Below are 26,296 nucleotides of genomic sequence, written 5' to 3' on the forward strand. Positions count from 1 at the left end.
TACTTAAATGGCTTAATTGGTAGACCGCCAAAAACTGCACAAGTATAAATACTTATTGCAAAAGTGACATGCTCCCCTCGATGTACCCGCTACTTATTTAATCAGTTTTAGCCAAAGCGGCGAGAGTACAGCTCTCATTAGCACCCTAATAGCTGAACCAGTTTCTCCGTCAGTTGTAGAGCCTGTTGAAGAGGCTGTTACCACGGAAGCAGAACGCATTTCAGATGCTAAACGGCTAGAAAATGCTATGAAAAGCATCCAAGAATTGCAAAATCTGGCTAGTGAATATGGTATTGCGGATATTTTTCAAGATAACGGGGGAAAGACTTTACAGTTATTAATCCTTTTAGGGTTGCGGATATCACCTGGACGTGAAGGAAACGATGCTATTGATGCTGAAGGAAAAGAATACGAACTTAAAACAATAAATATTGCTCTCAATAGAAGCGGTGGGGTCACTACTCACCATCATTTGAATGAAATTATACTTAACAAGTATCGCAGAGTAGAAGCTTGGTATATTGGACTGTATGAAGGCATAACTCTCAAAGAGATTTATAAACTTACACCGGAAATGCTGGAACCTAAATTTAAAGAATGGGAAGAAAAGGTGAGGCTAAGAAACGAGCCGCTAAACAATCCTAAAATTCCCTTAAAGCTAGTAAAAAAAGGGCAACTTGTCTACTCTTACAGTAAATAATAGTTGCCCGATAGTGTTTAAAGGGGATTAGGTTGTGTTTGTCTAGAAACGATACGTTGCCTACAGGTAGCGACTTTTACACTCAAGCTACCACGAAATTCACCAACTTTCCAGGCACCACAATTACCTTTTTAATCTCCTTACCTTCCAGGTGACGCTTAGCCAATTCCGACTCGCGAGCAAACTTTTCCAAAGCAGCTTTATCCGCACCTGAAGGCACTTGAATTGTGCCGCGAGTCTTGCCCATAACTTGAATTACCAGCGTAATTTCATCGGTAACTAATGCAGATGGATCGACAGTCGGCCAAGTTTGCGTATGCACCGATTCACTGTTACCAGTATTGTGCCACAATTCATCAGCAATATGCGGCGCAAAAGGCGCTAACAAGCGAATCAAAGTGTTAATTCCTTCTGCATAAATTGGCGAATCTTTACATTTAGCATCATTCAAAGCATTGCTGAGTTTCATCATTTCCGAAACAGCAGTATTGAACTGATAATCGCCCTCCAAATCTTCGCTCACTTCCTTAATTGCAGTGTGAATCGCCCGCCGCAAATCCTTCTCAGGTTTACTTAAAACCTCTTTCTCCCCCCCTTGGCAAGGGGGGGCAGGGGGGGGTGAACCAAACTCTGTAACCACGCGCCAAACGCGATTTAAAAAGCGAAATTGCCCTTCCACATCAGCGTCGTCCCACTCCAAATCCTTCTCTGGCGGCGCTTTGAATAAAATAAACATCCGCGCCGTATCTACCCCATATTTGCCCATAACTTGCAAGGGGTCAACGCCATTATATTTTGATTTGGACATCTTCTCGTAGAAGACTTCCAAAGCTTCGCCAGTTTGAGGATCTTTGGGATTTGCGGGGTCTATATCTGCTGGGGGAAAGTATTTGCCAGTAACAGGATTTTTATAGGCCATTGCTTGCACCATGCCCTGAGTTAACAGGCGTTTAAATGGTTCGTCACAATTGATCAAACCCCGATCGCGCAAAACCTTGGTAAAGAACCGCGAATACAGCAAGTGCAAGATTGCGTGTTCGATGCCGCCGACATATTGGTCTACTGGCATCCAATCATTTGTCTTCGCAGTATCGAAGATTTGCTCTTGATTTTGAGCATCGGGATAGCGCAAGAAATACCACGAAGAATCGATAAAAGTATCCATCGTATCTGTTTCCCGCTTCGCCGCAGTGCCGCAACTCGGACAAGGAACGTTTACCCATTCTTCCATCTTTGCCAAGGGCGAACCTTTGCCAGTAAATTGTACATTTTCCGGCAACAATACTGGCAAATCCGATGCGGGTACGGGGACTGTTCCGCAGGTGGGACAGTGAATTACGGGAATTGGAGCGCCCCAATAACGCTGTCTAGAAATTAACCAATCTCTCAATCGGTATTGGATGCGGGCTTTGCCATAACCGGAATTTTCGGCATGGTGAATAATCGCTGCTTTGCCTTTAATTGAATCCATGCCGTTGAAGCTTTCGGAATTAATCATAATTCCTGGTTCGGTGTAAGCTTCGGTCAATGGCAGCTCATCATCATCCACAATTACTACTTTAATTGGCAGTTGATATTGATTGGCAAATTTGAAATCTCGCGTGTCGTGGGCTGGTACTCCCATGACTGCGCCGGTGCCGTATTCGTACAGCACATAATCGGCTATCCAAATGGGAATTTCTTCGCCGTTGAAAGGATTGATTGCTTTGCCGCCTGTGGGGATGCCACGCTTTGGTTTGTCTTCGGCTGTGCGATCGATCTCGCTTTGGGCGGCGACTTCTTTGATGAAGGTTTCTACGGCCGCTTTTCTGTCTGCGGTTGTCACGCGCTGAGTTAGTGGATGTTCCGGCGCTAAAACAACGTAACTGACGCCGTAAACTGTATCGGGACGTGTGGTGAAAACGGCGATTTTTTCATCCATGCCGACAATCGGAAATTCTAAGTAAGCGCCGACTGATTTGCCGATCCAGTTGGCTTGCATTAATTTGACTCTTTCTGGCCAATCTGGCAATTTGTCTAAGTCGTTTAATAACTGTTCGGCGTAATCGGTAATTTTGAGGAACCACTGCCGCAATAATTTGCGCTCGACTTTGGCACCGGAACGCCAGGAACGACCTTCGTTATCTACTTGTTCGTTTGCTAAGACTGTTTGATCTATGGGGTCCCAATTAACTGCCGCTTCTTTTTGATATGCTAATCCTGCTTCTAAAAATTGTAAGAAAATCCATTGAGTCCACCGATAATAATCGGGAGAACAAGTTGTAACTTCTTTTGTCCAATCAAAGGAGATGCCGAGACGGCGAAATAAGCCTTTCATTTGGGCAATATTTTCATACGTCCATTTTGCCGGGGGAATTCCGCGCTCGATGGCGGCATTTTCTGCGGGTAAACCAAAAGCGTCCCATCCCATCGGATTCAATACCCGATAACCTTGCATTCGCTTGAGTCTGGCAATTACATCAATAATTGTGTAGTTGCGGACGTGGCCCATGTGCAGGTTTCCCGACGGGTAGGGGAACATGGATAAGGCATAAAATTTAGGCTTTTGGGTATCTTCTGGCATCTGGTCTAAGTTTTGCTCAGCCCATGTCTGCTGCCATTTTTCTTCTATGGATTGGGGGTTATATCTGGAATCCACAACAATTGCTCCGTGTAGGCTTTAGTAATGTTTGCTTCAGTATTTTTACACATTCAAGGGGCTTCGATTCTGATTTTTCTGAGCGCCAAGGATTTTGGCTCGAATATCTGTATTATATATTGTAGTATAGGTAATTTGAGCTGGGGGGCGATCGACCAAATATCCCGGTTCGCCCTGAAAAGAATAAGCCTTACGCACGGGCGGTCAGAAACCGGGTTTTTACCTGAGAAGACGCGTTACCGTCTGCAAAACCGCAAAAAACCCGGTTTCTTTTGTCTTGATTAGTCCTGGACTAAAAGAATAAATAACCGCAATCCTCAGAAACCCGATTTGTTTGAGAAATCGGGTTTCTTAGCATTTATTCCGGCTTAAATGCTATCTGGATCGATGTTCATTTCCCGCAGTTTGGCGGCTAAACGTTCGGCTCTTTGAGATTCTTGTTCGGCTCTTTGAGATTCTTGTTGTAAACGCTGGCGATATAATCCCCGCTGTTCTTCTAATTCCGCATAGGAAAGAAACTGTTCGCCATCAGGTCTATAAATTTCCAACCTATCTTCTACCAACTCAAATCGCACACCCAATCTTGGACTTATCCATCCCTCCATCGGTTCAATTACTTCTAAGATTCCCTCAATTCTTTGCCAGCCTTCTAATTCATTTCTTTCGGGATCGTAAACGTAATACTCCTCAACTCCATGACGCTGGTAAAATGAAAGTTTCTTATTCATTTTGGTTTGGCGGTCGTTATGGGAGCGAATCTCAAAGACGACTTGAGGAGCAATATTGTCCTCTCGATATTGTATGTAAGAAGGCCGCTCGCCCTTTGGTCTGCCAAACACCACCATCGTATCAGGTGCTTGAGAAATATCGGGTCTGCCCTCAACCGGATACCAGAGTAAATCGGCTGCTACAAAAACGTTTGGGTCATTCTTAAACAGCGATTCGCAACCTTCTTTGATTGTGACAATTAATTTGTATTGAATTGTGCTATCTGCCATCGGCTGACCGTCGCTGGATGGATAAATAATTTCTTCGGTTGTGACTTGCATTGTGGTTGTCTCCGAGAAGTATCTGAGCTGAATTATACTATTGTTTGAAGCAGCTACTGGGGTCGGAAACGGCACTGCATTTTCCCGCATGACATATTCAAAATAGCGTGCAGCGGCGCTTCAAAGCTGCTTGCAAAAGAGTGTTGTACAGTTTTTCCTTAACAGTATAAGCTCCGAATCTTTCCAAGTGCGGGTTGTTCATTTGAGCGTCGAAAAGTAGATAAGATCGATCGCGCAATCTCTCCACCAACTTCACCATCGCCACCTTAGAACCTTCGGGAATTCGGTAAAACATCGACTCCCCAATAAACGCACCGCCGATCGACAATCCGAGAATACCGCCCGCCAATTCGTCCCCGCACCAAGTCTCGAAGCTGTAAGCCCAACCGGCCTCATACAAACCCCAGTAAATCTTCTTGAGCTCCTTAGAAATCCAAGTCGTTTCGCGATCGGCACAACCCTCAACCACCGCCCCAAAATCGCGGTTCACAGCCACCGAAAATCGATTTTGATTGATTTGGCGACGCAGGGATTTCGGATAGGTAAATCTTTCATCCAGGGGAATCAGCGCCCGCTGTCGGCTGGAATACCACCCCAAACTTTCCTCGCCGTCATTTGCCATCAAGAAATAGCCTTGCGCGTATCCTTGTATAATTGTCGGTATATCATATTGCATATATTTATCAGTTGTCATTTCTCAGTTAACTTTTCAAAGTCAACATTAGCAATTAGGAATAATTATGTCTGAAACCATTGAACCTATTACCTTACCGCCCGCCAAAAACCCCGAACAAGAAGGCCAATGGCTCCAACAAACGCTGCTGGCATGGCTAGACTCCGAGTTTATCCCAGAAGCAGCCAACCAGCAAATAGCTAAAAGAGCTGCCCAAATCTATGTCCGCCAGCGCATGGAAGGCGAAAATGACGTGGGCAGCCTCGTAATTGCGATCGTCACCGAAATGCAGGCCTATGATTTTTCTAAAAGCTTCTACGGCGAATTTGCGATCGCCAACGCCGTCAGCGACTTGTTACTCGAAAGTCTCGGCATCGATAAATGCTGTGGCCAGTGAAGCAAGAAGGAGGAAAATTTAACTCATAAGTCTGAAACAAGAATCAACCCCAAACATAATCTTGCCGATTATTTATAAGTTTTTTTCCTTCTTCCTTCTTCCTTTTTCTTTAGAATAAATCTCCAGAAACACGACAATTTCAGAAAAACATCATCCGTATATCCGTGTCATCATCCGTGTCGTGCCTTCTTTCTTCCTGCTACCAGCTAGACTTCACAACACCGGGCAAAAGACCTTCGTGAGCCATTTCTCGCATCATGTTGCGAGACAGTCCGAAGTCACGATAGTAACCTCTGGGCCGTCCAGTTGCCCAGCAGCGGTTCCGCAAGCGAGTCCGCGAACTGCTGCGGGGTAGCTGTTGTAGTTGGCGGTGAATCGCCATTTTGTCCATCTGATTGTTAGCTTGGTCAAACTGGTCTTTCAGGTCTTCCCGCTTGTCGGCGTACTTGTCTACGAGTCTCTGGCGCTTTTTCTCGCGCTCGACCATGCTCTTCTTAGCCATAATCTGTTGATATCCTTAGATTAATCACAATCTACTATTTTACTATATTTTGGTGATTTCGGATCGCTTTTATTTGAATTATTTCTTTTGTCAACAAGATTTTTAGCAACAGGCAAGATGCCTGTTCCACAATAACTCTACATTTTTAGCAACAGGCAAGATGCCTGTTCCACAATAACTCTACACTTTTAGCAACAGGCAAGATGCCTGTTCCACAATAACTCTACACTTTTAGCAACAGGCAAGATGCCTGTTTCACAATAAATTAACACTTTTAGCAACAGGCAAGATGCCTGTTCCACAATAACTTAACACTTTTAGCAACAGGCAAGATGCCTGTTCCACAATAAATTAACACTTTTAGCAACAGGCAAGATGCCTGTTTCACAATAAATTAACACTTTTAGCAACAGGCAAGATGCCTATTCCACAATAAATTAACACTTTTAGCAACAGGCAAGATGCCTGTTCCACAATAAATTAACACTTTTAGCAACAGGCAAGATGCCTGTTCCACAATAAATTAACACTTTTGTGGTACAGGCATCTTGCCTGTACTTAGCATTTGTGCAACACCTAATTATTAGCAGAAGGGTAAAAATCTGCAATAACTCATTTTTTTTGTGGTACAGGCATCTTGCCTGTACTTAACCTTGGTGCAAGACCAAACTATTAGCAGAAGGACACAAATCTGCCAGTTCGCAAATATTGCAAGCCGGATTTCTCGCATTACAAACTGCCCTGCCGTGATAAACCAACCGAATCGACCAATTTTCCCAATCCGGCTGCGGCAACAATATCATCAAATCCCGCTCGATCCTTATAGGATCGGTATGTTCGGTCAATCCCAACCGCTGAGTCAAACGTTTGACGTGAGTGTCTACCGTCACGCCCATATTAATACCAAAAGCGTGGGCGAGAACGACATTAGCCGTTTTGCGGGCAACTCCGGGCAATTCTAGCAGCAGTTCCATCCGCTGCGGCACTTGATTGTTAAATTTATTGACGATCGCCTGACAAGCACCTTTAATGTTTTTAGACTTATTGCGGTAGAAACCAGTCGATCGCACGAGATTTTCCAATTCTTCTATATCAGCATTTGCCAAAGCCACCGCATCGGGAAAACGCTCAAACAAAGCCGGCGTTACCAAATTTACTCGCTCGTCCGTACACTGAGCCGAGAGAATCGTCGCCACCAGCAACTGCACGGGAGTTTCGTAGTTGAGAGTACAAGGAGCTTCTGGATAGAGGCGTTTGAGGCGAATCAAAATTTCTAGCGATCGTTGTTTTAAACTTAACTTTTTAGTCATTAGTCAGTAGTCATTAGTCATTAGTCAGTAATCAGTAGTCATTAGTCATTTGTTATTTGTTTTTAAATGGTTCCCAGGCACGACCGGGGAACCCATAACCAGAGGCTCTGCCTCGCTTGCGTAGGAAAAAAAGAGAGGGAAAAATAGGAAAATAGGAAAACGAAAAACTAGACATAAATCTTCCTTCTTCCTTCTTCCTGAAATCCGTTACATCCGTTACAGAATCCGTTGCCGAACTTCCTTCTTCCTTCTTCCTTCATTTACTATTGCATGAAATTTCGCAAATCAAACCCAGCCAAATTAGCAGTATCGCGAATAATCAAGAAAACTCCCAAACCCAGCAACAACACCAAACCTGTCTGCATGACATTTTCCTGAATGCGGTTCGGCAGAGGCTTGCCCCGCAGTCCTTCGATTAAAAGAAAAGCTAGCTGACCGCCGTCCAAAGCAGGTAAAGGCAAGATATTAATCACAGCCAAATTGACGCTAATTAACACCGCATACTGAAACAAACTCGCAGCATCCGATTTGGCAATCCCTGCACCAATCGCCACAATCGCCACAGGCCCGGACAACTTGTCGGCAGTCTGGCTGAAATTGCTAAGTAACTGCCCGAAGCCTTGAACCGTCAGCACCACAATCCGCTCAAATTCTTTGGCGGCCTTGCTAAACGCCTCTACAAATCCGGCCCTCTGCCGCACCACAGTGCCGTTAGAAGTTAGTTGCACGCCAATGCGACCTTTGCCGTCGGGCGACTCTTCAGGAGTTACTGTCACCAGAAATTTTTGTTCTTGGCGCTGAATTTCCAACGCTAGGGGTTGGTTGGGATGATCTTGGATTGCTGCGACCAATAATTTGACTGCTTCGCCGGAAGCGCCCAATTCCTTGCCGTCAACAGACAGAACAACGTCGCCCGATCGAATTCCCGCTTGTTTGGCGGCCGAACTGACTTCCGCAGCGACTTCCGGGACTTTAACTCCCGGTAGGTAGTTGATTTCTGCAGCGCCGACAGTGCTCAATTGCACCACCAGCAGGAAATAAGCAAAAATTAAGTTGGCAACTACCCCTGCGCTAATGACGATCGCCCGATCGAGCACGGGGCGATTTTTGAGCAAATTCGGGTCATTTGGGGGAATTGTACTGTCGGGATCGTCGTCCGGGAAACCCACGAAACCTCCCAGGGGAAACGCGCGGAGGGCGTATTCAGTTTCCGGGCCTTGGTACTTCCAGAGGATTGGCCCGAAACCGATGGAGAAGCGGTTGACGTGGATGTGTTGAAGTCTCGCCGCCAAGAAGTGGCCGAGTTCGTGAACGACAATCAAGATACCTAAAACTGCGATCGCTGCCAAAACTGACATGAAGGATTCCACTAACACTTTTACTGGACTTTGATTTATTTTAATATCTTTTTAATATCGGTGGCTTCGGAGGGACAATTTTCAGTCAAACTGGAAGGTGGTGTTTTTGTCGGAAGTCCCGGCTGCTGCGATCGACCCGACGCTGCCAAACCGATCGCGCGATCGTACCTGAGTTTACCTCTAAAACCCATTCCCATTACCAATTCCCTATTACAAATTCCCCATTAGCAATTCCCAGTTACCAATTCCCGATTATGAAAGACACTTCTTTGAATATTATCGCTATTTCTATCTTTGCCATCACCGTTTCCATATTGTTGGGCCCCCTATTCAACTTGCCAGAAGCCGTACCTGCGATCGCCACTTTTTGCCTGTTGGGGCTAGCCACCCTCGACAGTTTCCAGTGGCAAGGTCAAGGCGGTACAATTTTATTAGATTTGCTGGGAGGAACTTCCAAACAAAAGCGCGATCGTATCCTTCACCACGAAGCCGGACACTTCCTAGTCGCCCACCTATTGGGAATTCCCGTAACCAGCTACGCCCTCAATGCTTGGGAAGCATTTAAACAAGGCCAAACAGCCCAAGGCGGCGTCCGATTTGAAGACCAACAATTAGCATCTCAACTCCAAAGTGGCACTCTTTCCGCCCAACTTTTAGACCAATACTGCACCGTGTGGATGGCCGGAATAGTCGCAGAAAAATTTGTTTACGGCCGTGCAGAAGGAGGAGCAGAAGACCGCACCAAAATCAGTGCAATTTTAACACAACTGCGCCGTCCAATTTCCGAAATTCAACTCAAACAAAACTGGGGTTTGCTGCGAGCAAAAAACCTGATCGAAAGCCACCAATCAGCTTACGAAGCCCTAGTAGCAGCCATGGAAAAAAGAGCAAGTGTTGCCGAATGCTGCGACATCATCCAGCAAAATTTATAGCAAAAAAATTACGCAGTTTTGCCTTATAAACCCGGTTTATCTCTAGATTTCTCACAAAGACAGGACTTACGCACCGCCTCAATATATAGTGTTTTGTAGGGGCAAACCCCCGTGGTTGCCCCCATACCTGGAATGATGGCGTAAGTCCTAAAACACAAAAAATTTGCGTAGAAACCGAGTTTAAGAGCGTATTATAGGGATTAAAAATTAATGTCAGAACCAAATATTTTCCCAACAACACTGCAAACAGCAAACCCAAATACAGAAAAATTGTTGTGGCTGTTTGGTTTGCGGATCGACCCTGGCACCGAAATACCAAATCTATATACTCTAATTGTCTATGGAGAACAAGAGCCGCCCTTAGTAGCCGGCGGTCAACTTGTATTTTTTACCCGTCCAGAACTAGCGATTAACGCTCTCCAATTGTGCAATATCGATGTCAGCAAACTGGGAAAGCCACCCACACAAATAGACGCTATTTGCGACATTGCAGAAACGCTATACCTGCTCGATGCCGAAGATTTTGACGAGTCAGCTACTATCCTCAACTGTTTGAACGCGCTTTTCGATTTAGTGAAAGCTACTTTAATACCGATGCCAACTGAATACAAGCGCATACTTTATGATTTTGCCGACCATTTGAATATTGAGGAAGAGTTTGCAAGTTTTTTAGACACAGAAGATATTCAGCGATCGGAAATTGTCAATGCCATTTTGTGGTGTGTGGGAGCAATTACAGCTAAATCGAGATTGCTGACATAGCAATTTTAGATTTTAGATTTTAGATTTTAGATTGGGGATTTGGGATTTAAAGTAGTCCGGGACTATACTAATTACCACAACGTTGTAGGGGCGGGTTCACAAACCATACATAACAATGACCGACAATTCATATAAACCCGCCCCCACCCCACCGTAAATCTGAACGTACATTTAGCTGGGAAAGTTGGGTGGGGGCGGGTTTTTGAGATTGTTTGTTTTGGGGCGATTATTGTTGGTGAACCCGCCCCAACAAATCTATCAATTACCAATTATGAATTACCAATTATTCAGAATAATCCCGATCGCTACAAAAAACTTAGTATTAGGGCGTAGCGCGAGTTATACTCCTACTGGAAAGACTGTGACTGCCAAAAAATCTCGACATCAAAGTTTATGAGCAACACTTCCGGGCTTCGACCTGCAGCCGACAACCCCAAAACACAAAAACTCAGCCTCTCAACAAAATTAGCTTACGGTGCCGGCGACCTCGGCCCGGCAATTACCGCTAATGTTTTGGCATTTTACCTCCTAGTTTTCTTTACCAATGTTGCTGGTTTACCTGCCGGTTTAGCCAGTAATATTTTGGTAGTTGGCAAGATTTGGGATGCTATAAATGACCCGATTGTGGGGGTTTTGAGCGATCGCACTTCTCACCCTTGGGGCCGCCGATATCCTTGGATAATATATGGTGGCATTCCCTTCGGCATATTCTTCTTATTGCAGTGGATAGTACCTAGCACGGATCACACAGTGTTATTTTGGTACTATGTTGCAATCAGTATTTTGTTCAACACCGCCTACACGGCTGTCAATCTTCCCTACACTGCCCTGACTCCAGAACTTACTCAAGACTACAACGAACGCACTAGCCTTAATAGTTTTCGGTTTGCTTTCTCCATTGGCGGCAGCATCTTTTCATTAATCTTAGCTCTAATTATCTTTCGTGTATTTGAAAAAGACCCGAATCAACAATATTTAGTATTAGGTGCAATCTGTGCAGTTATCTCTGTCTTGCCTTTGTACTGGTGCGTTTTGGGAACTCGCAAGCACGTCGCAGCCCAACTATTAGAAAACGCCGAACTCGATAATTCTACATCCTTGCCACTGAAAGAACAGTTGCAGATTGCATTTAGCAATCGCCCTTTTTTGTACGTCATTGGAATTTATCTTTTTTCTTGGCTGGGAGTGCAGTTGACGGCTACTATTATTCCCTACTTTGTTGTTAACTGGATGCAACAGCCACAGTACGTTTTTAGCTTGGTGGCGATCGCAGTTCAAGGCACTGCATTAATCATGCTATTTGTTTGGAGTAAAGTCAGCGAGAGATACGGCAAAAAAGCCGTATATTTTATGGGCATGAGTCTGTGGATTATTGCTCAAGCTGGACTATTTTTTCTCCAACCAGGACAAGTCTTGCAGATGTACTTATTAGCAGTCATGGCAGGTGTCGGAGTTTCCACGGCTTATCTAATACCTTGGTCGATGATACCGGATGTGATCGAACTAGACGAACTGCAAACAGGAGAAAGACGCGAAGGGGTTTTCTATTCGTTTATGGTACTGCTGCAAAAAATCGGATTGGCAGGGGGTTTGTGGTTGGTAGGTCAAGCATTAGAAGGAGCTGGATTTCTATCTACAGTTCCGGGACAGCCTGCACCCGTACAGCCGGAGTCGGCACTGTTTGCGATTCGAGTTGCGATCGGGCCGCTCCCCACAATTGCTTTAATTGCTGGGATGATTCTCACATACTTTTATCCCATAACCCGCGAAGTTCATGCAGAAATATTGTTGAAGCTGCGAGAAAGAAAAGCACAAAATCAGTAAGCGCTAATAACCAATAGTTGGTAATTCGTAAAATCGAAAAATAACAACTACCGATAGCTAATCCGGGCGATATTAATAGCAATCCTCCCATCCTATGCAAACTATTTTTTTCTTGAACAATGTGTCATCTTCTTATGGCATCGGTTAATTTAAAAAAAACGTTGCGCGTTTCCTGAAAGGATTGCTATAGCTTGCTCGGAGGGCGAATAAAAGCGATAGTTTTAGTAATAGCCCCGGAACGCAGAAACCTAGTTTTTTTTACGAAAATACATAAATCGCGCCGCGCCATCCGCCCCAGTAGAAAAACCCCGAATGCTTGAGTTGTTCTAAATGTCGATCGAGCTTGAGAACACAAATTATTAAATTTTATGTCGCTCGCGCACTATCGAAATGAGTTTGCGATATGATCGCCACGGTAAAATAAGTATATACACTTAATCATTCATCTAACTCCTCAAAAAGTTTATAATTAAAAGAAGAAACAGATTTTTTTCGGAAATTGATTCGATTAGTTGCCGTTCCCAAAAATCTGCCGAATGTGGCTAATTATATCTACAGGGGAAATGCAACACTTTTTAGCCGATCAGTTAGCGCGTAAGTTAACAAGTGCTTTTGTCGTTGACTCCGAACCGAAAAATGGCATAGAGGACAAACCAATACCAGCGCAAGCGGCGGCTGAGGTGTTACGGTCAATTGTAAAAGTTTGGTAAAGTTATGGAACCCGCTGTCGCGAAGCTGAGCAACACCTGAAAAAGTTGGCTTCGTCGCCCGGAAACCCTAAATACAAGCACAACGCAGCCGAGCCAAATGCAGTCCGATCTAACTCTCCAGCAGTTGTAAAAGAACTTTTACCGCCGGCCTAGCATAAGGATTTAGTGATTTTTGTATACTATGTGAAAGTAGTGAGAACTATTAGAAGGAAGTGGGATCGACCAACCAATAATTTCGTGTGATATCCTTAAGCCAATGCTCAAAGTATCAACCTGAAGGCTCGCAGAAGAAAGCTGATTTTACCCACAAAATATCAAAGAGGTCAACATGGAAAGAGAACAGGACGCTCATATCGTACCCATTAGCAACCAGAGCCGACAGGTGCAGCAATTTTCCGTTGACGAGGGAGAAGATTTAAGCGCGCAGCCTCAGAAAGGATTGAATGTAAAGCCGTTGTTGAGGACTGTTCAGCGAAAAGCCCTAATCATTATTGGGATTATAGGTCTAGTAGTCGGCGGAGTTGTTTATCAGATCAAGGGAGCCAAGAAAACATATCAAGGCGATTTTCGGATGCTAGTGGAACCCGTGACAACGGAGGCAAGAATTGCTGACCCCTCTGCCCTAGCCAATCGCAGCGAGGGGGGAGGAGTACCTAGTAGAGATTTTTTTAGTTTGGACTACGCAACTCAACTTCAAATTCTCCAGAGTCCTCAGATGCTGTCAGCTATTGTTAAACAAGTCCAAAAACGATATCCAAAATTCACTGAGAAAATGCTTCAAAAAGAATTAGTCGTTTTGCGGCTCGGAGAAGATCAGATGACGATGACTAAAATTTTGGAAGTTCGCTTCATGGGGAATGAGCCTGAATTTGTTGAGTTCGTTTTACAAGAAACTAAAAAGAAATATTTAAAGTACAGTCTTGATGAACGCAAGACTCGGATTGGTGAAGGTGTTAAATTTATTGAAGACCAGCTTCCGGGACTCAATAAGCGCGTAAACGACCTGAAATCGGAGTTACAGGTGATACAGCAGGAGCAACAGATTACCAATCCTCAAGAACAAGGCGCGCAATTAATCCAGCAAGTTCGTGCCGTAGAAACTTTAGAGTTAGAAACTCAAAGGCTACTGCAAGAACAGAAAACGCTGTACGCTAACTTGCAAAAACAATTAGATTTTACACCAAATGAAGCTATTGCTGCTTCTGCTTTAAGCGAAGAACCTCAATATAAAGAGTTGCTGACCAAGGTTAAGGAAGTAGAAGGTCAGATTGCTGTAGAAACAGCTCGGTTTAAATCTGCTAACCCTATAGTGGAAGCTTTAGAGCGCAAGCGGGCAAATTTAGTAGCTTTGCTCAACCAGCAAACTGATAGAATTTTGGGGCAAAATTTAGTCGGTACCCAAGCCAATTCTAAAGTTCAGAATTTTCAAAATTCTATTCGCATAGGCTTGATTAAACAATTGGTTGATACTGCTAACCAAGTTGAGGTCTTAGAAGCTCGCCGTCAGGCCATCAGCCAAACTAAAAACAATTTAAACAGGCAAGCAACAGAATTTCCCACCATAGCCCGCCGCTACAACGAACTGCAACAGCAATTAGAAGTAGCCGCCCGCACCCGCGATCAACTTCTAAGCCAGCGGGAAACTCTGCGCGTCCAAGCAGCTCAAAGCCAAGTACCTTGGGAAATAATTTCTGAACCACGGATACCGCTAGATGAGAAGGGCAACCTGATGCCAGTTCCATCGAAAGCTAAAAACAAATTAGTGATGGCAGTTGTTGGAGCGCTAGTTTTGGGTCTGGGAACTGCTATCCTCATTGAAAAAATCCGCAATATTTTCTACTGTGCTGATGACGTGAAAGATGCGGTTGATGTGCCTTTATTGGGAGCAATTCCTCTGGACAAAAATGCTAGAAAATTGCCGCCTTCTATTGCTAATGCCTATGCTTATATTGAAGGAAAAGAGGGTAATAAGAAAATTGCTGCGGAATTTATAGAAGCTTTTGACTCTCTTTATACTAATATCCGCTTTCTTTCTTCAAATCGAACGATTAGCTCTGTGGCAATTGGTTCGGCTACAGTTGGCGAAGGCAAATCTACCGTTGCTTTAAACTTAGCTCACGTGGCAGCGCTGGCGGGTCAGCGAGTGCTGTTAGTAGACGCGAATTTGCATTCCCCCAGCCTGCACTTGCTGTTGGAAGTGCCTAATGTCAAGGGATTGAGCAACTTGCTAGACCATAAAAACGAACCCAATGAAATTATCCAACGATCGCATCTAGCAGATAATCTTTTTGTATTAACTGCTGGTATCCCGAATCCTGGTACTGCCAGACGGCTGGCATCATCTCAGATGCAGTATTTAATGGAAGAACTTCAGGCAAAATTTGACTTAGTTATCTACGATACGCCGCCGCTGGCTGACAGTAAAGATACGAATTTTTTAGCGGCGCGCACCGATGGCATACTGATGGTTGTAGCAATTCGCCAGGTTCCCTTTTCTGTAGTCAAAAAAGTTTTCAGTCAATTAGAAAATTTTGGCATACCATGCTTGGGCACAGTTGCGAATCATGCCCCTAAACGCAAGAAGTATCCAGCATCGAGAGCATCAGTTGTTGAAGATAAAAGTGAATATTTGAATTTGACACCAGCACCGTCTCGTATCCGCAAACTAGCTCCAAAAAAAGAGTGAAACCCAACAAAGAAGACCCCCAAAAAAAGATGCCCGCCCTCGACATGAGTCAATCGATTTTAGATTTTAGATTTTAGATTTTAGAATTGACTTGGGCGAGATAAATGCTCTTTCTTGAGGATTTTTGATTTTCGATTTGGGATTGATTCCACGGATAAATCACGTGGCGGATACCACATGAAGAAATTCGCGGTCATGGAACTCCCAAAATTTTAGATTCTTGTTCAATCTCCCAGATTTGTCTGTGGAGTAAATCGAAAATCAAAAATCCTTGGACTGAGCGCGACTTGAAGCTCGCGCTCGCCCAACCTCTTAGGCCGAAGTCTCAAATCTCAAATCTCAAATCTCAAATCTCAAATTGACTGAGTGCGGACTAATTTCCATCGGGGTTGGTAGGAAATGTAACGATAAAATTAGTCCAGCCATTGCTGCTTTCAACCTCAATTTTTCCCTGCAACTGTTCCACAAGTTTTTGAACCAAAGCTAAACCCAAACCTGTACCTCCTTGTTTCCAAGGATCTGCGTTGGGAACTCGATAAAATTTCTCAAAGATTCGAGGCAATTCCTCTATTGAGATGGACGATTGATTGCTGAGTGTAAATTGGATTTCTGAAGCCACAGCACTTGCTTGTCGCGAATTTGTCCTTTGTTCTCCTTGTTCCCCCTCTCCGTTTTTGCACTCAACTTTCAGAAAAATTTCGCCGCCATTGGCAGTATATTTGCAGGCATTGTTGAGGAGTTCGGCTAAAATTCGTCCCAAACTAGCGCGGTTGGAACTGATCGTGGGGAGGTGACGATCGCACTCTACTCGCAAATCCTGGTGGCGGTCGTGGGCCCGGGTGTAAAACGGGTCGATAATAGTAGGCAGCCAGAGTTCTAAGTTTACTGGTTCGAGGTCGATCGGACAAGTTGCAGCTTCGAGCCGCTGCAAATCTAGCAAAGCATTAATCAAGTCTGTTTCTCTAGTACATTCTGTTTCTAAAATTTCTAGATAAATCTGGCGTCGATCTAGCGTGGGAGAAATTCTCAACATATGAATAGCCATTTTTATATTAGCTAAAGGCGTCCGCAGTTCGTGAGAAACTGTGCTGAGAAATTCATCTTTAAGGACATTTAAATGCTGGAGTTCGTGAACTTTTTGCTGCAATTCTGCGGTGCGTTCTTGGACTTGGCGTTCGAGGTCGGTGTTGAGATTTTGGACTTGCTGATAGAGTTGGGCTTGCTGAATGGCGATCGCGATTTGAGTTGCCAGTTGCAGCAGCAAATCCACTTCCGAAGGCTGCCACTGACGGGATTGGGAACACTGATGAACACACATCATCCCCCACAAATTGCCGTCTTGCAAAATTGGTACAATCAAATAAGCTTTGATTTGCGCTTGGTGGAACCAGGCATATTTTTCGGCACTCAAACGGGCTTGGTCGATGTCGGGGACGGCATAAATTTCCTGTTCTATCACCGAAGCAGATTCTTGCCAAATATTATCGGGCAGGATTTCTCCTAAGATTGAAGGCCCATTTTCGGCAACTGATTCTGCCACTACAATGCCGTAATTGCTCGACTCTAAATGCAGGATGGCTACTCGGTCAGCTTGCAAAACTTGGCGGACTTCATCGACGCTGGCGTTGAGAATTTCTTCGAGGTTTAAGGATTGGTGAATCCGCAAGGAAATGTGAGTTAACAGCCGATCGCGCTGCAATTGTTCGTGGAGTTTTGCCGTCCGTTCCCGCACCTGCTGTTCCAGTTTGGCGTTGCGGCTTTGCAACAGTTCCACTTTTTCTGCTTGCAATTGATAAACCGACTGCTGCAACTGTTTGACAACTCGATACATTTCGGTGGGGTCGAGGACTCTGAGCAAGCTGGTCTGAGTAATAATGCCCAACAGTTCTCCGCGCCCCCCGCACACGACTAACCGCTGCACTTGTTGCTGCTGCATTTCTTTGTGCGCCGTCCATAGGGAATCGGAGGGTTGAAGAAATTGCAGGGGAGTTCTCATGATTTTTTGACCTGGGGTTTGCTGGAAATTTAGTTCAAGAAACTGTGCCTGCACAATGTCATATTCGGTAATAATTCCCAGGGGTTGGTGAAAGGAATAGTGAAAAATGGAGGTATAGTCATCTTTGGGTTTCTCCATTGTTAATTCTTTGTTTTTTGTAATCACTACGCAACTGACTTGATGCTCTGACATCAGTTCGGTTATGCTCAGCAGCGAGGCAGTGTGAGGCGCTGTAATTGGGGTAGTCATTAATTCTGCTACCCGCCGCAATTTAAGAATGTTTGAAGGCTGCAATACTTGGCGAATTCTTTCCCGTGTCAGCACTCCTACCAAGTGGCGAAATTGATTGACGATCGCCAAATAGCGAATCTTGTGCTGGCGAAATAAGGATAAGGCGGTAAACACGTCTTGGTCGTCGGATTCTGTGAGGGAGACCGACACCGGAGACATCACTTCGGAAATTGGTATTTTGTGCAGGGCTACTTTGTGCTGGCTGTCTATTGTGCCAGAAGCTATCAGCCTCACTAGGTCGGCGGGAGTTAATATGCCGATTAACAGTCCGCGGCTGGGGTTGTCGGATAAGTTGCCTGTGGTAATAGTCTGCTGGTTCTGGACGACGAACACGCAGCGGGCCCGCACCTTTTCCGGCGCGGCTGTTTCGGTCATCGCCCCCCGGTCTGAGGGTACAGGTGTTTTGACTAGGGGACAACTGTTTTGCAACTGACTCATCAGCGCGATCGCCACTGCTAAGGAAGTTTCTGGCCCGGCAGTGAGGGGGTAGCGATCGATCGCTTGTTCTAAGGCTGAGGAGTAAAAGGGCGGGTGGTAGAACGGCATAGTGGATGGCAGGTTGTCAGAGGGCGGCTAACGATCGGGCAAAGCCTTGGGGAACGGCAGAAACAGTTCACAAAAAACCGGGCAATACTTGACATTACCGGATTTTTTGTGGCTCTTTTCGTACAGGTGAAACCCGTACAGGTGAAACTGCAAACACCTCTATACGGTTGCTGCACTCCTCAAAGGGTGAGTTTCCGTTTACTTTTCTAATCATATTTAATGCTGCATTCACATCAGCATTAATCAGCGTTTCATTCCCCGACCGAAACAACCCACGTTTAACTCTCTTACCCTGGTAAGACTCTTGCTTACCGACAGGCTCTAAATCCAAAAAGCTGCACTTACTTGTATAAGATTCTTCTGTAACTGTTACCTTTATCCCCACTAACTCAGCTTTGTAAGTAATCATTTCTACGAGCTTGGCGTGAGGAATTGCTACAAACGTCTGATTCGTTTTTTTTCCTAATTGTAAATTTTGTTTCCACCCCACATTTTTCCCAATAACTAACTGCCCGATTTGAGCGTCCACCAACCGCTTGACTATCAAACTGCTGGTTTGATGAAGATAGTTTTCAACTCGATTGTTTCGCTTAAAGATGATTTGCTGGATTTGATGTGTGGTATATTTCCCTTTCTCAAGTTTTGACTGTAAAAATGCTCGGCGCTTATTCAAACCTTGATTGATTGATTTGAGCTGTTTTCCATCATATAGAGTTGGAGTAAATGTTGGCTTATTTGATGCTAAAGCGACGAGGTTATCAATCCCTAAATCTCTACCTGCTATGAGTTGAGGGTTTAAATCCACCAACGTTACAGGCTTTTTATAAACAACCTCAACAACGTAGGTCGCTGTGGCAGGAACTATCCTTACCTCTATGACATCTTGCGCTTTTGTAGCAATTATTATGTCACTTTGAGATAAATGAAGTAGCCCATTATTTTTCTTTTTTCCCCTTTGTCCTATCGATTGGTTATCATAAATTAACAAGTTACGTCCACAGGTTTTATGTTTGTATTTGGGAATTCGGGGGGGGGATGAAAATTGATGGATATCTCGGTAATAAGCCTTGATTGACTTTTTCCAAGCCTCCGAATCGTGAATAACTTGTTTGAGAACTTGAGTGCTAATTTTAGCAGGTAAGGATTTATAGTCGGCTGTGGGTTTTAGGATGGCATATAACTGTTTTAGACTCTTGGCAGCGCCAACTTTTGACTCAGAGTTAAAAAAGTGTTGCCTCATGTAAGAGTTACCATAATTGTAGAGTTTTTTGGACAGGAAAGATAAGTCATCAAACTGTTTAAAAAACTGATGCTGCCGATCTATGTAATGCCTTTCAACGACAATCATAATTTTTTTGGGGGATAAACGAAAAGTTTTTTGTTGCTTTGTTAAGCACTGTACAATAAAGTCTAGGGATTATCCGATATAGTGTAACACCTCGCCTGTGCTTGCGACTTAAATAATAGACTTTCTAATTGATTATTTCCATTAATCTGAGCTTCAGATTAATGGAAATAATCCGCAATCTCATTCATCTCAAATACGCAGGGCGGTTTTTACGGCCTGCTTTTCCCCTGAGACTCCCCTATAATCAAAATAACCCGAATGTAAAGTTTTACTACAAGATTTATCCATAATGACAACTTTAAGCTTAGAGCAAATTGCAGCCAAGTTAGAAAGCCAAAATTCCGCCGATCGCATGGTGGCTTTGGCCAACTTGCGGAATGTGCCTGCTGCAGAGGCGGTGCCTTTGATTAAAAAGGTGTTGAACGACGAAAGTTTGCAGGTACGATCGATGGCTGTGTTTGCTCTTGGGGTCAAACCGACAGCAGAGTGCTATCCTATTCTAGTCAAATTGCTAGAAACAGACCCGGATTACGGCATTCGCGCTGACGCTGCGGGTGCTTTGGGCTATCTCGAAGATATCAGAGCTTTTGATGCTTTGGTGCGCGCTTTTTACGAAGATACTCAATGGCTGGTGCGCTTCAGCGCTGCTGTTTCTCTGGGAAATCTCAAAGATCCCCGGGCCCGCGACGTGCTGCTGAAAGCTCTCGACAGCGATCAAGTGGTGATCCAGCAGGCGGCAATTTCGGCTTTGGGGGAAATTAAAGATATTGGGGCGATCGATCGCATCCTCAATTTTGCTCAGTCGGAAGATTGGCTGATCCGCCAGAGGCTGGCTGAAGCTTTGGGCAATTTGCCGAGTGTTAAGAGCGTTTCGGCTTTGAAATACCTAGAAAAAGATAGCAATTCTCAAGTATCTGAGGCGGCAACAATTTCTCTCGATCGTTTGTCAAAAGCAGAAGTGTGACATAAAACTTTTAGTATGTTAAAAAACCCGGTTTATTCAATAAACCGGGTTAATCCGTATGTTAGCAATCTTAATAAAATTTATAGACTATTCAGTAAAACCAGAATGTATTATTTAAGCTGCGAGGCTAAATCGCAAGTTAAAATAGTTGTCGATCTCCTTTAACCGAAACTAACCATGAATCAAGCGCCCAATCCCTTTAACTCAAATCCCTCCAATCCGCTAGACCCCTTGGAGCAAGAAGTTGACGAGCAAGGTGAAGCATTGCCAAGACAGTACCACCCAGCTACTAAAAAAACTCTGCAAAAAGTCTTTATCATCCTGGTAGTTGTTGGGGCAATTATTGGGGGAATTCTATCTATAGGGGTGATTTCGCTGATGCAGAAAGCCGGACTCACTGATGTGCCGGCAAGGGTACAGAATCCCAAGTAATCAACTCCGAAGAATCTGTCGATGCTGAATGCACTGATTTTCTGGGATGAAGCTTGAGTAACTATGATGTTTTGTATGGATGTTTTCTAAATAATTGATGCTTAAAAATTCTACGGCTGCGCCCGATCGCATTTCACAGCGACAGATTTCGGAAAAACTTGTCTCCTCCGGCTTTCACGCTCTTTCTGACCCCCTGCGGATTCAGATTCTGGAGTTGCTGCGGGAACAGGAGTTGTGCGTTTGCGAATTGTGCGATCGGCTTTCTGTCCCTCAGCCTAAACTCTCTTTTCACCTCAAAGCCTTGAAGGATGCAGCTTTAGTCCGCAGCCGCCAAGAAGGCCGCTGGATTTACTACAGCCTCAATTTAGCTCAGTTTGTCGCCCTCGAACAGTACCTCGCCGAATACCGCCGCTTCAGCCAGATCCTGCCGGCACGCCCCTGTTCTGACGCAGATTAACCCATCAACATTTCTTAATGTGTTGATTGCCTGTTTGTCTTCCCTCATACTTGACATATCAAATTTTATTGATATGATTCCAGTGTACCCCTTAGTTATGGCATTGGGTGAGGTCAATGAACCGAGCAGAAAAGGCCAAGGTTTCCGCACTAAGTATAATTGCTTTGACCATAGGTGCGATCGGGCTTCTCAGCTCCTGCGGACAAGTCCAGTCGCCAGAATCGCAAAGCATTAAAATAGACGGTTCCAGCACCGTGTATCCAATTACGGATGCGATCGCCAAAGAATATCAAAATACCAATCCCAAAAAAGCATCAATTACTGTTGAATTCTCCGGTACTGGTGGAGGATTTAGAAAGTTTTGTGCTGGCGAAACAGACATCAGCAACGCCTCGCGCCCCATCAGCGCAGGGGAAATGGAAGCCTGCAACAAAGCAGGCATCCGCTACTACGAATTACCAGTCGCCTTTGACGCGCTCACAGTAGTAGTCAATCCCCAAAATAGCTGGGCAAAAGACATCACAGTAGCCGAACTAAAAAAACTTTGGGAACCCGCCGCCCAAGGAAAAATTACCCGCTGGAATCAGATTCGACCTAATTGGCCAAATCAACCTATAACCCTTTACGGTGCAGGCAAAGATTCCGGTACATTTGACTACTTCACAGAAGCAACAGTAGGTACTGCGAAATCCAGCCGTACCGACTATACAGCTAGTGAAGATGATAATGTTTTAGCCCAAGGAGTTATCAAAGATCCAAATGCCTTGGGTTACTTTGGATTAAGCTATTACGAAACCAATCAAAATCAATTAAAAGCATTAGGAATAGACAATGGTAAAGGGCCAGTTCTACCCAGCATACAAACTGTAGAAAACGCTCAATATCAACCCCTCGGTAGACCTCTTTTTATCTATGTCAGTTACACCGCTGTCCAAAATAAACCAGAGGTGGGCGAGTTTGTGCAATTCTACATGAAAAAAGCACCAAGTTTAGTCCAGTCGGTCGGTTACATTCCCCTACCAAGCGAAGGCTATCAACTGATTTACAAGAATTTCTACAATGGCAAAGTTGGGACTTTCTTCGATGGTCAAGCTAGGTTTGACTTAACCATTGGAGAGTTATTACGAAAAGAGGCAAAATTTTAATTTTTTCTCATCAAGTTTCACTTACCAGTTAACTAAATGAACCATCCTCAAGCAACTAACTCACCTGTCAAAGCAGGAAGCAAACTCAGTTTTTTTGAAAGATACCTCACCCTTTGGGTATTTCTTTGTATTTTAGGCGGTATTCTTCTCGGTAGACTATTCCCTAACGTCGCCGTCACCCTTGATGCTCTCAGCTTTTATCAGGTGTCAATTCCTATTGCCATCTGTCTATTTTTTATGATGTATCCCATCATGGTAAAAATAGACTTTACCCAGGCGGCTAATGCAGCGCGAACGCCCAAACCAGTGATTTTAACATTAGTCGTCAACTGGGTTATCAAACCATTTACAATGGTAGCATTTTCTCAGTTTTTCTTAGGTTGGCTATTTCGCCCCCTCATTACCGGCACCGAAATAATTCGTGGCAGTGAAGTCTCCATCGCTAGTTCCTACATTGCAGGTACAATATTATTAGGAATTGCCCCCTGTACTGCGATGGTTTTAATGTGGGGATATCTGTCCTACGGCAATCAAGGACATACCCTCGTTATGGTTGCCATTAATTCCCTAGCAATGCTGTTTTTATATGCACCATTAGGCAGATGGCTGTTAGCAGCAAATGATTTAGTTGTTCCTTGGCAGACAATAGTATTGTCTGTATTGATTTATGTCGGTTTGCCCTTAGCCGCCGGAATGTATAGCCGTTTCTGGATTTTTAAACATAAAGGGCGAGAATGGTTTGAACGAGAGTTTATGCAATATCTGAGTCCAGTTGCTACGGCTGCCCTTTTGATTACGCTAATTCTTTTGTTTGCCTTCAAAGGAGAGTTGATTGTTAACAATCCTCTGCACATTCTTTTAATTGCTGTGCCTCTGTTTATCCAGACAAACTTCATTTTCCTGATTTCTTATGTAGCAGCTTTAAAACTCAACTTGTGCTACGAAGATTCAGCACCTGCCGCGCTGATTGGGGCCAGCAATCATTTTGAGGTAGCGATTGCTACGGCTGTGATGCTGTTTGGCTTAAACTCAGGTGCAGCCTTGGCTACAGTTGTAGGTGTTTTAATTGAGGTTCCAGTGATGTTAATGTTGGTAGAAATCTGCAAGCGAACAGCATTTTGGTTTCCCCGAAAACCAGAAACTGCATCGCTGCGAGACCCTCGTTGTCTGCCCAATTCCAATTGCTAGAATCTCATGAACGAATTCACTCATAAACCCAAAATTCTCTTTTTATACGGCTCTTTAAGAGAGCGTTCTTACAGCCGCTTGTTGGCGGAAGAATCGGCTCGAATTATTGAGGGGTTCGGTGCAGAGGTTAGGTTTTTTAATCCTCTGGAACTGCCAATTTACGGTAGCGTTCCCGATACGCATCCGAAGGTTCAAGAATTGCGGGAATTGAGCCTGTGGTCGGAGGGTCAAGTGTGGTCTAGTCCAGAAATGCACGGTAATATTACTGGCATTATGAAAAATCAAATTGACTGGATTCCTTTAAATATTGGGGCTGTCAGACCAACTCAAGGCAGGACTTTGGCGGTGATGCAAGTCAGCGGCGGTTCCCAGTCTTTTAATGCTGTCAATACTTTGAGAATTTTGGGCCGCTGGATGCGGATGTTTACGATTCCGAATCAGTCTTCGGTTGCGAAGGCTTATCAGGAATTTAATGAAGATGGGACGATGAAGGATTCGCCTTACCGCGATCGCGCGATCGACGTAATGGAGGAACTGTACAAGTTTACCTTGCTGTTGCGGGAGCAAACCGACTATTTGACCGATCGCTACAGCGAACGCAAGGAACAAGCAGCTAAAGAGGCGATCGCCCTAGCAAATCGCGCCCTTGAAACATCTAACTAACAACCACCAACTAACAACTAACAACCAACAACCAACAAATCCCATGAAAAAAGTAATGTTTGTGTGCAAAAGAAACTCCTGCAGATCGCAAATGGCAGAAGGATTCGCTAAAACCATCGGCGCCGGCAAGATTGGAGTCACCAGTTCCGGGTTAGAATCAAGCAGAGTTCATCCAACAGCAATTCAAGTCATGTCAGAAATCGGCATTGACATCACCGATCAAACATCCAACCCATTAAACGAATTCAATGCAGAAGACTACGACGCCGTAATTTCTCTCTGCGGCTGCGGCGTGAATTTACCCGAAGCGTGGGTATTGCGAGAAGTGTTTGAAGATTGGCAACTCGACGATCCCGACGGACAACCCATCGAAACTTTTCACCGCGTTCGAGATGAAATTAAAGCACGAGTTGAAACATTAGTGGACTCTCTCAAGTAAGATTAAGTAGACGGGCGGGCAGGATGCCCACCCCACAATAAAATTAACTTTTGTGGAACAGGCCGAAAAGCCTGTTCTTAAGAATGGTGCAAGATGTGAGTTTCAATTAACTTTGTAGCGACAGTTAAAATTTGTCGCTTTCGCATCCAAAGAATTAGTGCTAAATTATGAGAGGCGTTCCGCCGGAACGCCTCTAAATCCGTTGCGAGCAGAGACTAAAAAGTTTAGCACATGATTCAGACCGCAGTCACGCCTTTCAAAAACAAACTTCACTCAGCTTTAACTAAAAAGCAGATTACAGTTTTACAAATAAATCTCGGCAAACGCTGCAACCTCGCTTGCACTCACTGCCACGTTGAAGCTAGCCCGACACGAACAGAAGAACTTTCCCCGGAAATTTGCGACCAATTAATTGAAATCATTCGCCGCTTTCCTCAAATTCAAACTGTTGACCTCACCGGCGGTGCTCCCGAAATGCTTTACGGTTTTAAACCGCTAGCGGAAGCTGCCAGGGCTGCAGGTAAAGAGGTAATTGTTCGTTCTAATTTGACTATTTACTTTGAAAAAGGTTTTGAAGATATTCCCGAATATTGCGCGCAGCACCAACTCAGAATTGTGGCGTCGCTTCCCTGCTACCAAGCTGACAATGTGGACAAAATGCGTGGCAACGGTGTTTTTGACAGTTCGATTCGGGCGCTGCAAAAGCTAAATCAGTTGGGATACGGAAAAAACCCAAATTTAACTCTGGATTTGGTGTACAATCCACAAGTGCCGGCAACAGACAAGTTTTCGCTAACACCGGAACAAGGCAAGTTAGAGGAAGATTACAAGGTTTATTTAGCCGAAGATTTTGGGATTTGTTTTAATCAATTGTTCGCGATTACTAATTTGCCGGTGGGACGGACTAAGTTTCATTTGGAACATAAGAAACTTCACAAGTCTTATCTGGGGTTTTTGGAGGATAATTTTAATCCCGGTACTCTGGAACATTTAATGTGCCGTAACGAATTGTCGATCGACTATTTGGGCAATGTCTACGACTGCGATTTTAACCAAATGGAAAATCTGCCGGCGAAAACTGGCAGTGGGGAAAAGATAAATACTGCTAAATTGCTTGCATCTGGCAGTTTAGATGTGATTCAAGATGTGCAAACGGCTGCTTATTGTTACGGCTGTACGGCGGGTAGCGGTTCTAGCTGTGGCGGTACTTTGATTTAATTTAAGGGAAAAGTTGCGCTTTATTACAAAGTTTTTTAGCGCTAAAGCGCAACTACAAACCTTACGGT

General features: G+C 44.4%; 24 protein-coding genes. 15 read left to right on the forward strand and 9 right to left on the reverse strand.

The genetic code is table 11. The features are described 5' to 3' along the window. The first annotated feature begins 217 nt into the window (after positions 1–217). Entirely contained in the window at positions 218–700 is a 483-nt protein-coding gene (locus QUA88_RS15195) for a restriction endonuclease (RefSeq protein WP_333272500.1), read from the forward strand. An 82-nt stretch (positions 701–782) separates the two neighbouring features. Here QUA88_RS15195 and leuS read toward each other — a convergent pair whose 3' ends face one another. From leuS to aat, 3 genes are all read right to left on the reverse strand, one after another. Next, entirely contained in the window at positions 783–3,338 is a 2,556-nt protein-coding gene (gene leuS, locus QUA88_RS15200) for a leucine--tRNA ligase (RefSeq protein ID WP_333210719.1), read from the reverse strand. Positions 3,339–3,706: 368 nt separating this feature from the next. Beyond that, positions 3,707–4,387: a Uma2 family endonuclease gene (locus QUA88_RS15205; protein WP_333272435.1), complete on the reverse strand. Its 681-nt coding sequence runs from the start codon at positions 4,385–4,387 to the stop codon at positions 3,707–3,709. Between the two features lie 97 nt (positions 4,388–4,484). Next, positions 4,485–5,081 carry a leucyl/phenylalanyl-tRNA--protein transferase gene (aat, locus tag QUA88_RS15210; protein ID WP_445242611.1) on the reverse strand — a complete coding sequence of 199 codons (597 nt, stop codon included), beginning with the start codon at positions 5,079–5,081 and terminating at the stop codon, positions 4,485–4,487. A gap of 46 nt (positions 5,082–5,127) precedes the next feature. Here aat and QUA88_RS15215 point away from each other — a divergent pair, with 46 nt between their 5' ends. Further along, the gene (locus tag QUA88_RS15215; RefSeq protein ID WP_190740107.1) at positions 5,128–5,457 is read left to right on the forward strand and encodes a hypothetical protein; all 330 of its coding nucleotides are present in this window, start codon (positions 5,128–5,130) and stop codon (positions 5,455–5,457) included. A gap of 199 nt (positions 5,458–5,656) precedes the next feature. Here the strand turns inward: QUA88_RS15215 and rpsN are convergent, their stop codons facing one another. The 4 genes from rpsN to QUA88_RS15235 all read right to left on the reverse strand — a co-directional run bounded on the left by rpsN (position 5,657) and on the right by QUA88_RS15235 (position 8,824). Continuing rightward, a complete protein-coding gene (rpsN, locus tag QUA88_RS15220) occupies positions 5,657–5,959 on the reverse strand; it encodes a 30S ribosomal protein S14 (RefSeq protein WP_006633844.1) in 303 nt (100 codons plus the stop codon). Between the two features lie 647 nt (positions 5,960–6,606). Further along, complete coding sequence (nth, locus tag QUA88_RS15225) at positions 6,607–7,269, reverse strand: endonuclease III (RefSeq protein ID WP_333272438.1); 663 nt, start codon at positions 7,267–7,269, stop codon at positions 6,607–6,609. Between the two features lie 263 nt (positions 7,270–7,532). Beyond that, complete coding sequence (gene rseP / locus QUA88_RS15230) at positions 7,533–8,627, reverse strand: RIP metalloprotease RseP (RefSeq protein WP_333210715.1); 1,095 nt, start codon at positions 8,625–8,627, stop codon at positions 7,533–7,535. Between the two features lie 35 nt (positions 8,628–8,662). Continuing rightward, on the reverse strand, positions 8,663–8,824 hold the full coding sequence (locus QUA88_RS15235) for a hypothetical protein (RefSeq protein ID WP_333096380.1): 162 nt from the start codon (positions 8,822–8,824) through the stop codon (positions 8,663–8,665). 57 nt (positions 8,825–8,881) lie between these two features. On the opposite strand from QUA88_RS15235, the gene QUA88_RS15240 reads away from it, so the two are divergent. The 5 genes from QUA88_RS15240 (at position 8,882) to QUA88_RS15260 (ending at position 15,541) form a co-directional block, all read left to right on the forward strand. Next, complete coding sequence (locus tag QUA88_RS15240; protein WP_333260803.1) at positions 8,882–9,559, forward strand: ATP-dependent Zn protease; 678 nt, start codon at positions 8,882–8,884, stop codon at positions 9,557–9,559. 210 nt (positions 9,560–9,769) lie between these two features. Further along, entirely contained in the window at positions 9,770–10,321 is a 552-nt protein-coding gene (locus QUA88_RS15245) for a hypothetical protein (protein ID WP_333055618.1), read from the forward strand. Between the two features lie 393 nt (positions 10,322–10,714). Further along, the gene (locus tag QUA88_RS15250) at positions 10,715–12,145 is read left to right on the forward strand and encodes an MFS transporter (RefSeq protein WP_333055617.1); all 1,431 of its coding nucleotides are present in this window, start codon (positions 10,715–10,717) and stop codon (positions 12,143–12,145) included. Between the two features lie 536 nt (positions 12,146–12,681). Next, complete coding sequence (locus QUA88_RS15255) at positions 12,682–12,855, forward strand: hypothetical protein (RefSeq protein WP_333055616.1); 174 nt, start codon at positions 12,682–12,684, stop codon at positions 12,853–12,855. A gap of 328 nt (positions 12,856–13,183) precedes the next feature. Beyond that, the gene (locus QUA88_RS15260; RefSeq protein ID WP_333055615.1) at positions 13,184–15,541 is read left to right on the forward strand and encodes a polysaccharide biosynthesis tyrosine autokinase; all 2,358 of its coding nucleotides are present in this window, start codon (positions 13,184–13,186) and stop codon (positions 15,539–15,541) included. A 373-nt stretch (positions 15,542–15,914) separates the two neighbouring features. Here the strand turns inward: QUA88_RS15260 and QUA88_RS15265 are convergent, their stop codons facing one another. Then, positions 15,915–18,374 (reverse strand): CBS domain-containing protein, encoded by a 2,460-nt coding sequence (locus QUA88_RS15265; RefSeq protein ID WP_333272442.1) that lies wholly within the window; start codon positions 18,372–18,374, stop codon positions 15,915–15,917. A 94-nt stretch (positions 18,375–18,468) separates the two neighbouring features. Beyond that, positions 18,469–19,722: a transposase gene (locus tag QUA88_RS15270; protein WP_333272445.1), complete on the reverse strand. Its 1,254-nt coding sequence runs from the start codon at positions 19,720–19,722 to the stop codon at positions 18,469–18,471. A gap of 289 nt (positions 19,723–20,011) precedes the next feature. On the opposite strand from QUA88_RS15270, the gene QUA88_RS15275 reads away from it, so the two are divergent. The 8 genes from QUA88_RS15275 to arsS all read left to right on the forward strand — a co-directional run bounded on the left by QUA88_RS15275 (position 20,012) and on the right by arsS (position 26,228). Beyond that, entirely contained in the window at positions 20,012–20,686 is a 675-nt protein-coding gene (locus QUA88_RS15275; RefSeq protein WP_333055612.1) for a HEAT repeat domain-containing protein, read from the forward strand. A 177-nt stretch (positions 20,687–20,863) separates the two neighbouring features. Next, positions 20,864–21,118 carry a hypothetical protein gene (locus QUA88_RS15280; protein ID WP_172188171.1) on the forward strand — a complete coding sequence of 85 codons (255 nt, stop codon included), beginning with the start codon at positions 20,864–20,866 and terminating at the stop codon, positions 21,116–21,118. A 97-nt stretch (positions 21,119–21,215) separates the two neighbouring features. Then, a complete protein-coding gene (locus tag QUA88_RS15285) occupies positions 21,216–21,575 on the forward strand; it encodes a metalloregulator ArsR/SmtB family transcription factor (RefSeq protein ID WP_333055611.1) in 360 nt (119 codons plus the stop codon). Between the two features lie 116 nt (positions 21,576–21,691). Continuing rightward, entirely contained in the window at positions 21,692–22,720 is a 1,029-nt protein-coding gene (locus QUA88_RS15290; protein WP_333272449.1) for a PstS family phosphate ABC transporter substrate-binding protein, read from the forward strand. Between the two features lie 36 nt (positions 22,721–22,756). Beyond that, positions 22,757–23,908 (forward strand): ACR3 family arsenite efflux transporter, encoded by a 1,152-nt coding sequence (gene arsB, locus QUA88_RS15295; protein ID WP_333055609.1) that lies wholly within the window; start codon positions 22,757–22,759, stop codon positions 23,906–23,908. A gap of 6 nt (positions 23,909–23,914) precedes the next feature. Further along, positions 23,915–24,571, forward strand: a complete 657-nt coding sequence (arsH, locus tag QUA88_RS15300; RefSeq protein WP_333055608.1) for an arsenical resistance protein ArsH — start codon at positions 23,915–23,917, stop codon at positions 24,569–24,571. A 43-nt stretch (positions 24,572–24,614) separates the two neighbouring features. Next, positions 24,615–25,010, forward strand: a complete 396-nt coding sequence (gene arsC / locus QUA88_RS15305; RefSeq protein ID WP_190732266.1) for an arsenate reductase, glutathione/glutaredoxin type — start codon at positions 24,615–24,617, stop codon at positions 25,008–25,010. 231 nt (positions 25,011–25,241) lie between these two features. Further along, the gene (gene arsS / locus QUA88_RS15310) at positions 25,242–26,228 is read left to right on the forward strand and encodes an arsenosugar biosynthesis radical SAM (seleno)protein ArsS (protein WP_333055606.1); all 987 of its coding nucleotides are present in this window, start codon (positions 25,242–25,244) and stop codon (positions 26,226–26,228) included. Positions 26,229–26,296: the final 68 nt, after the last annotated feature.

The organism is Microcoleus sp. D3_18_C2 (genome assembly GCF_036702395.1).
In the GTDB taxonomy this organism is placed as follows: Bacteria; Cyanobacteriota; Cyanobacteriia; order Cyanobacteriales; family Microcoleaceae; genus Microcoleus.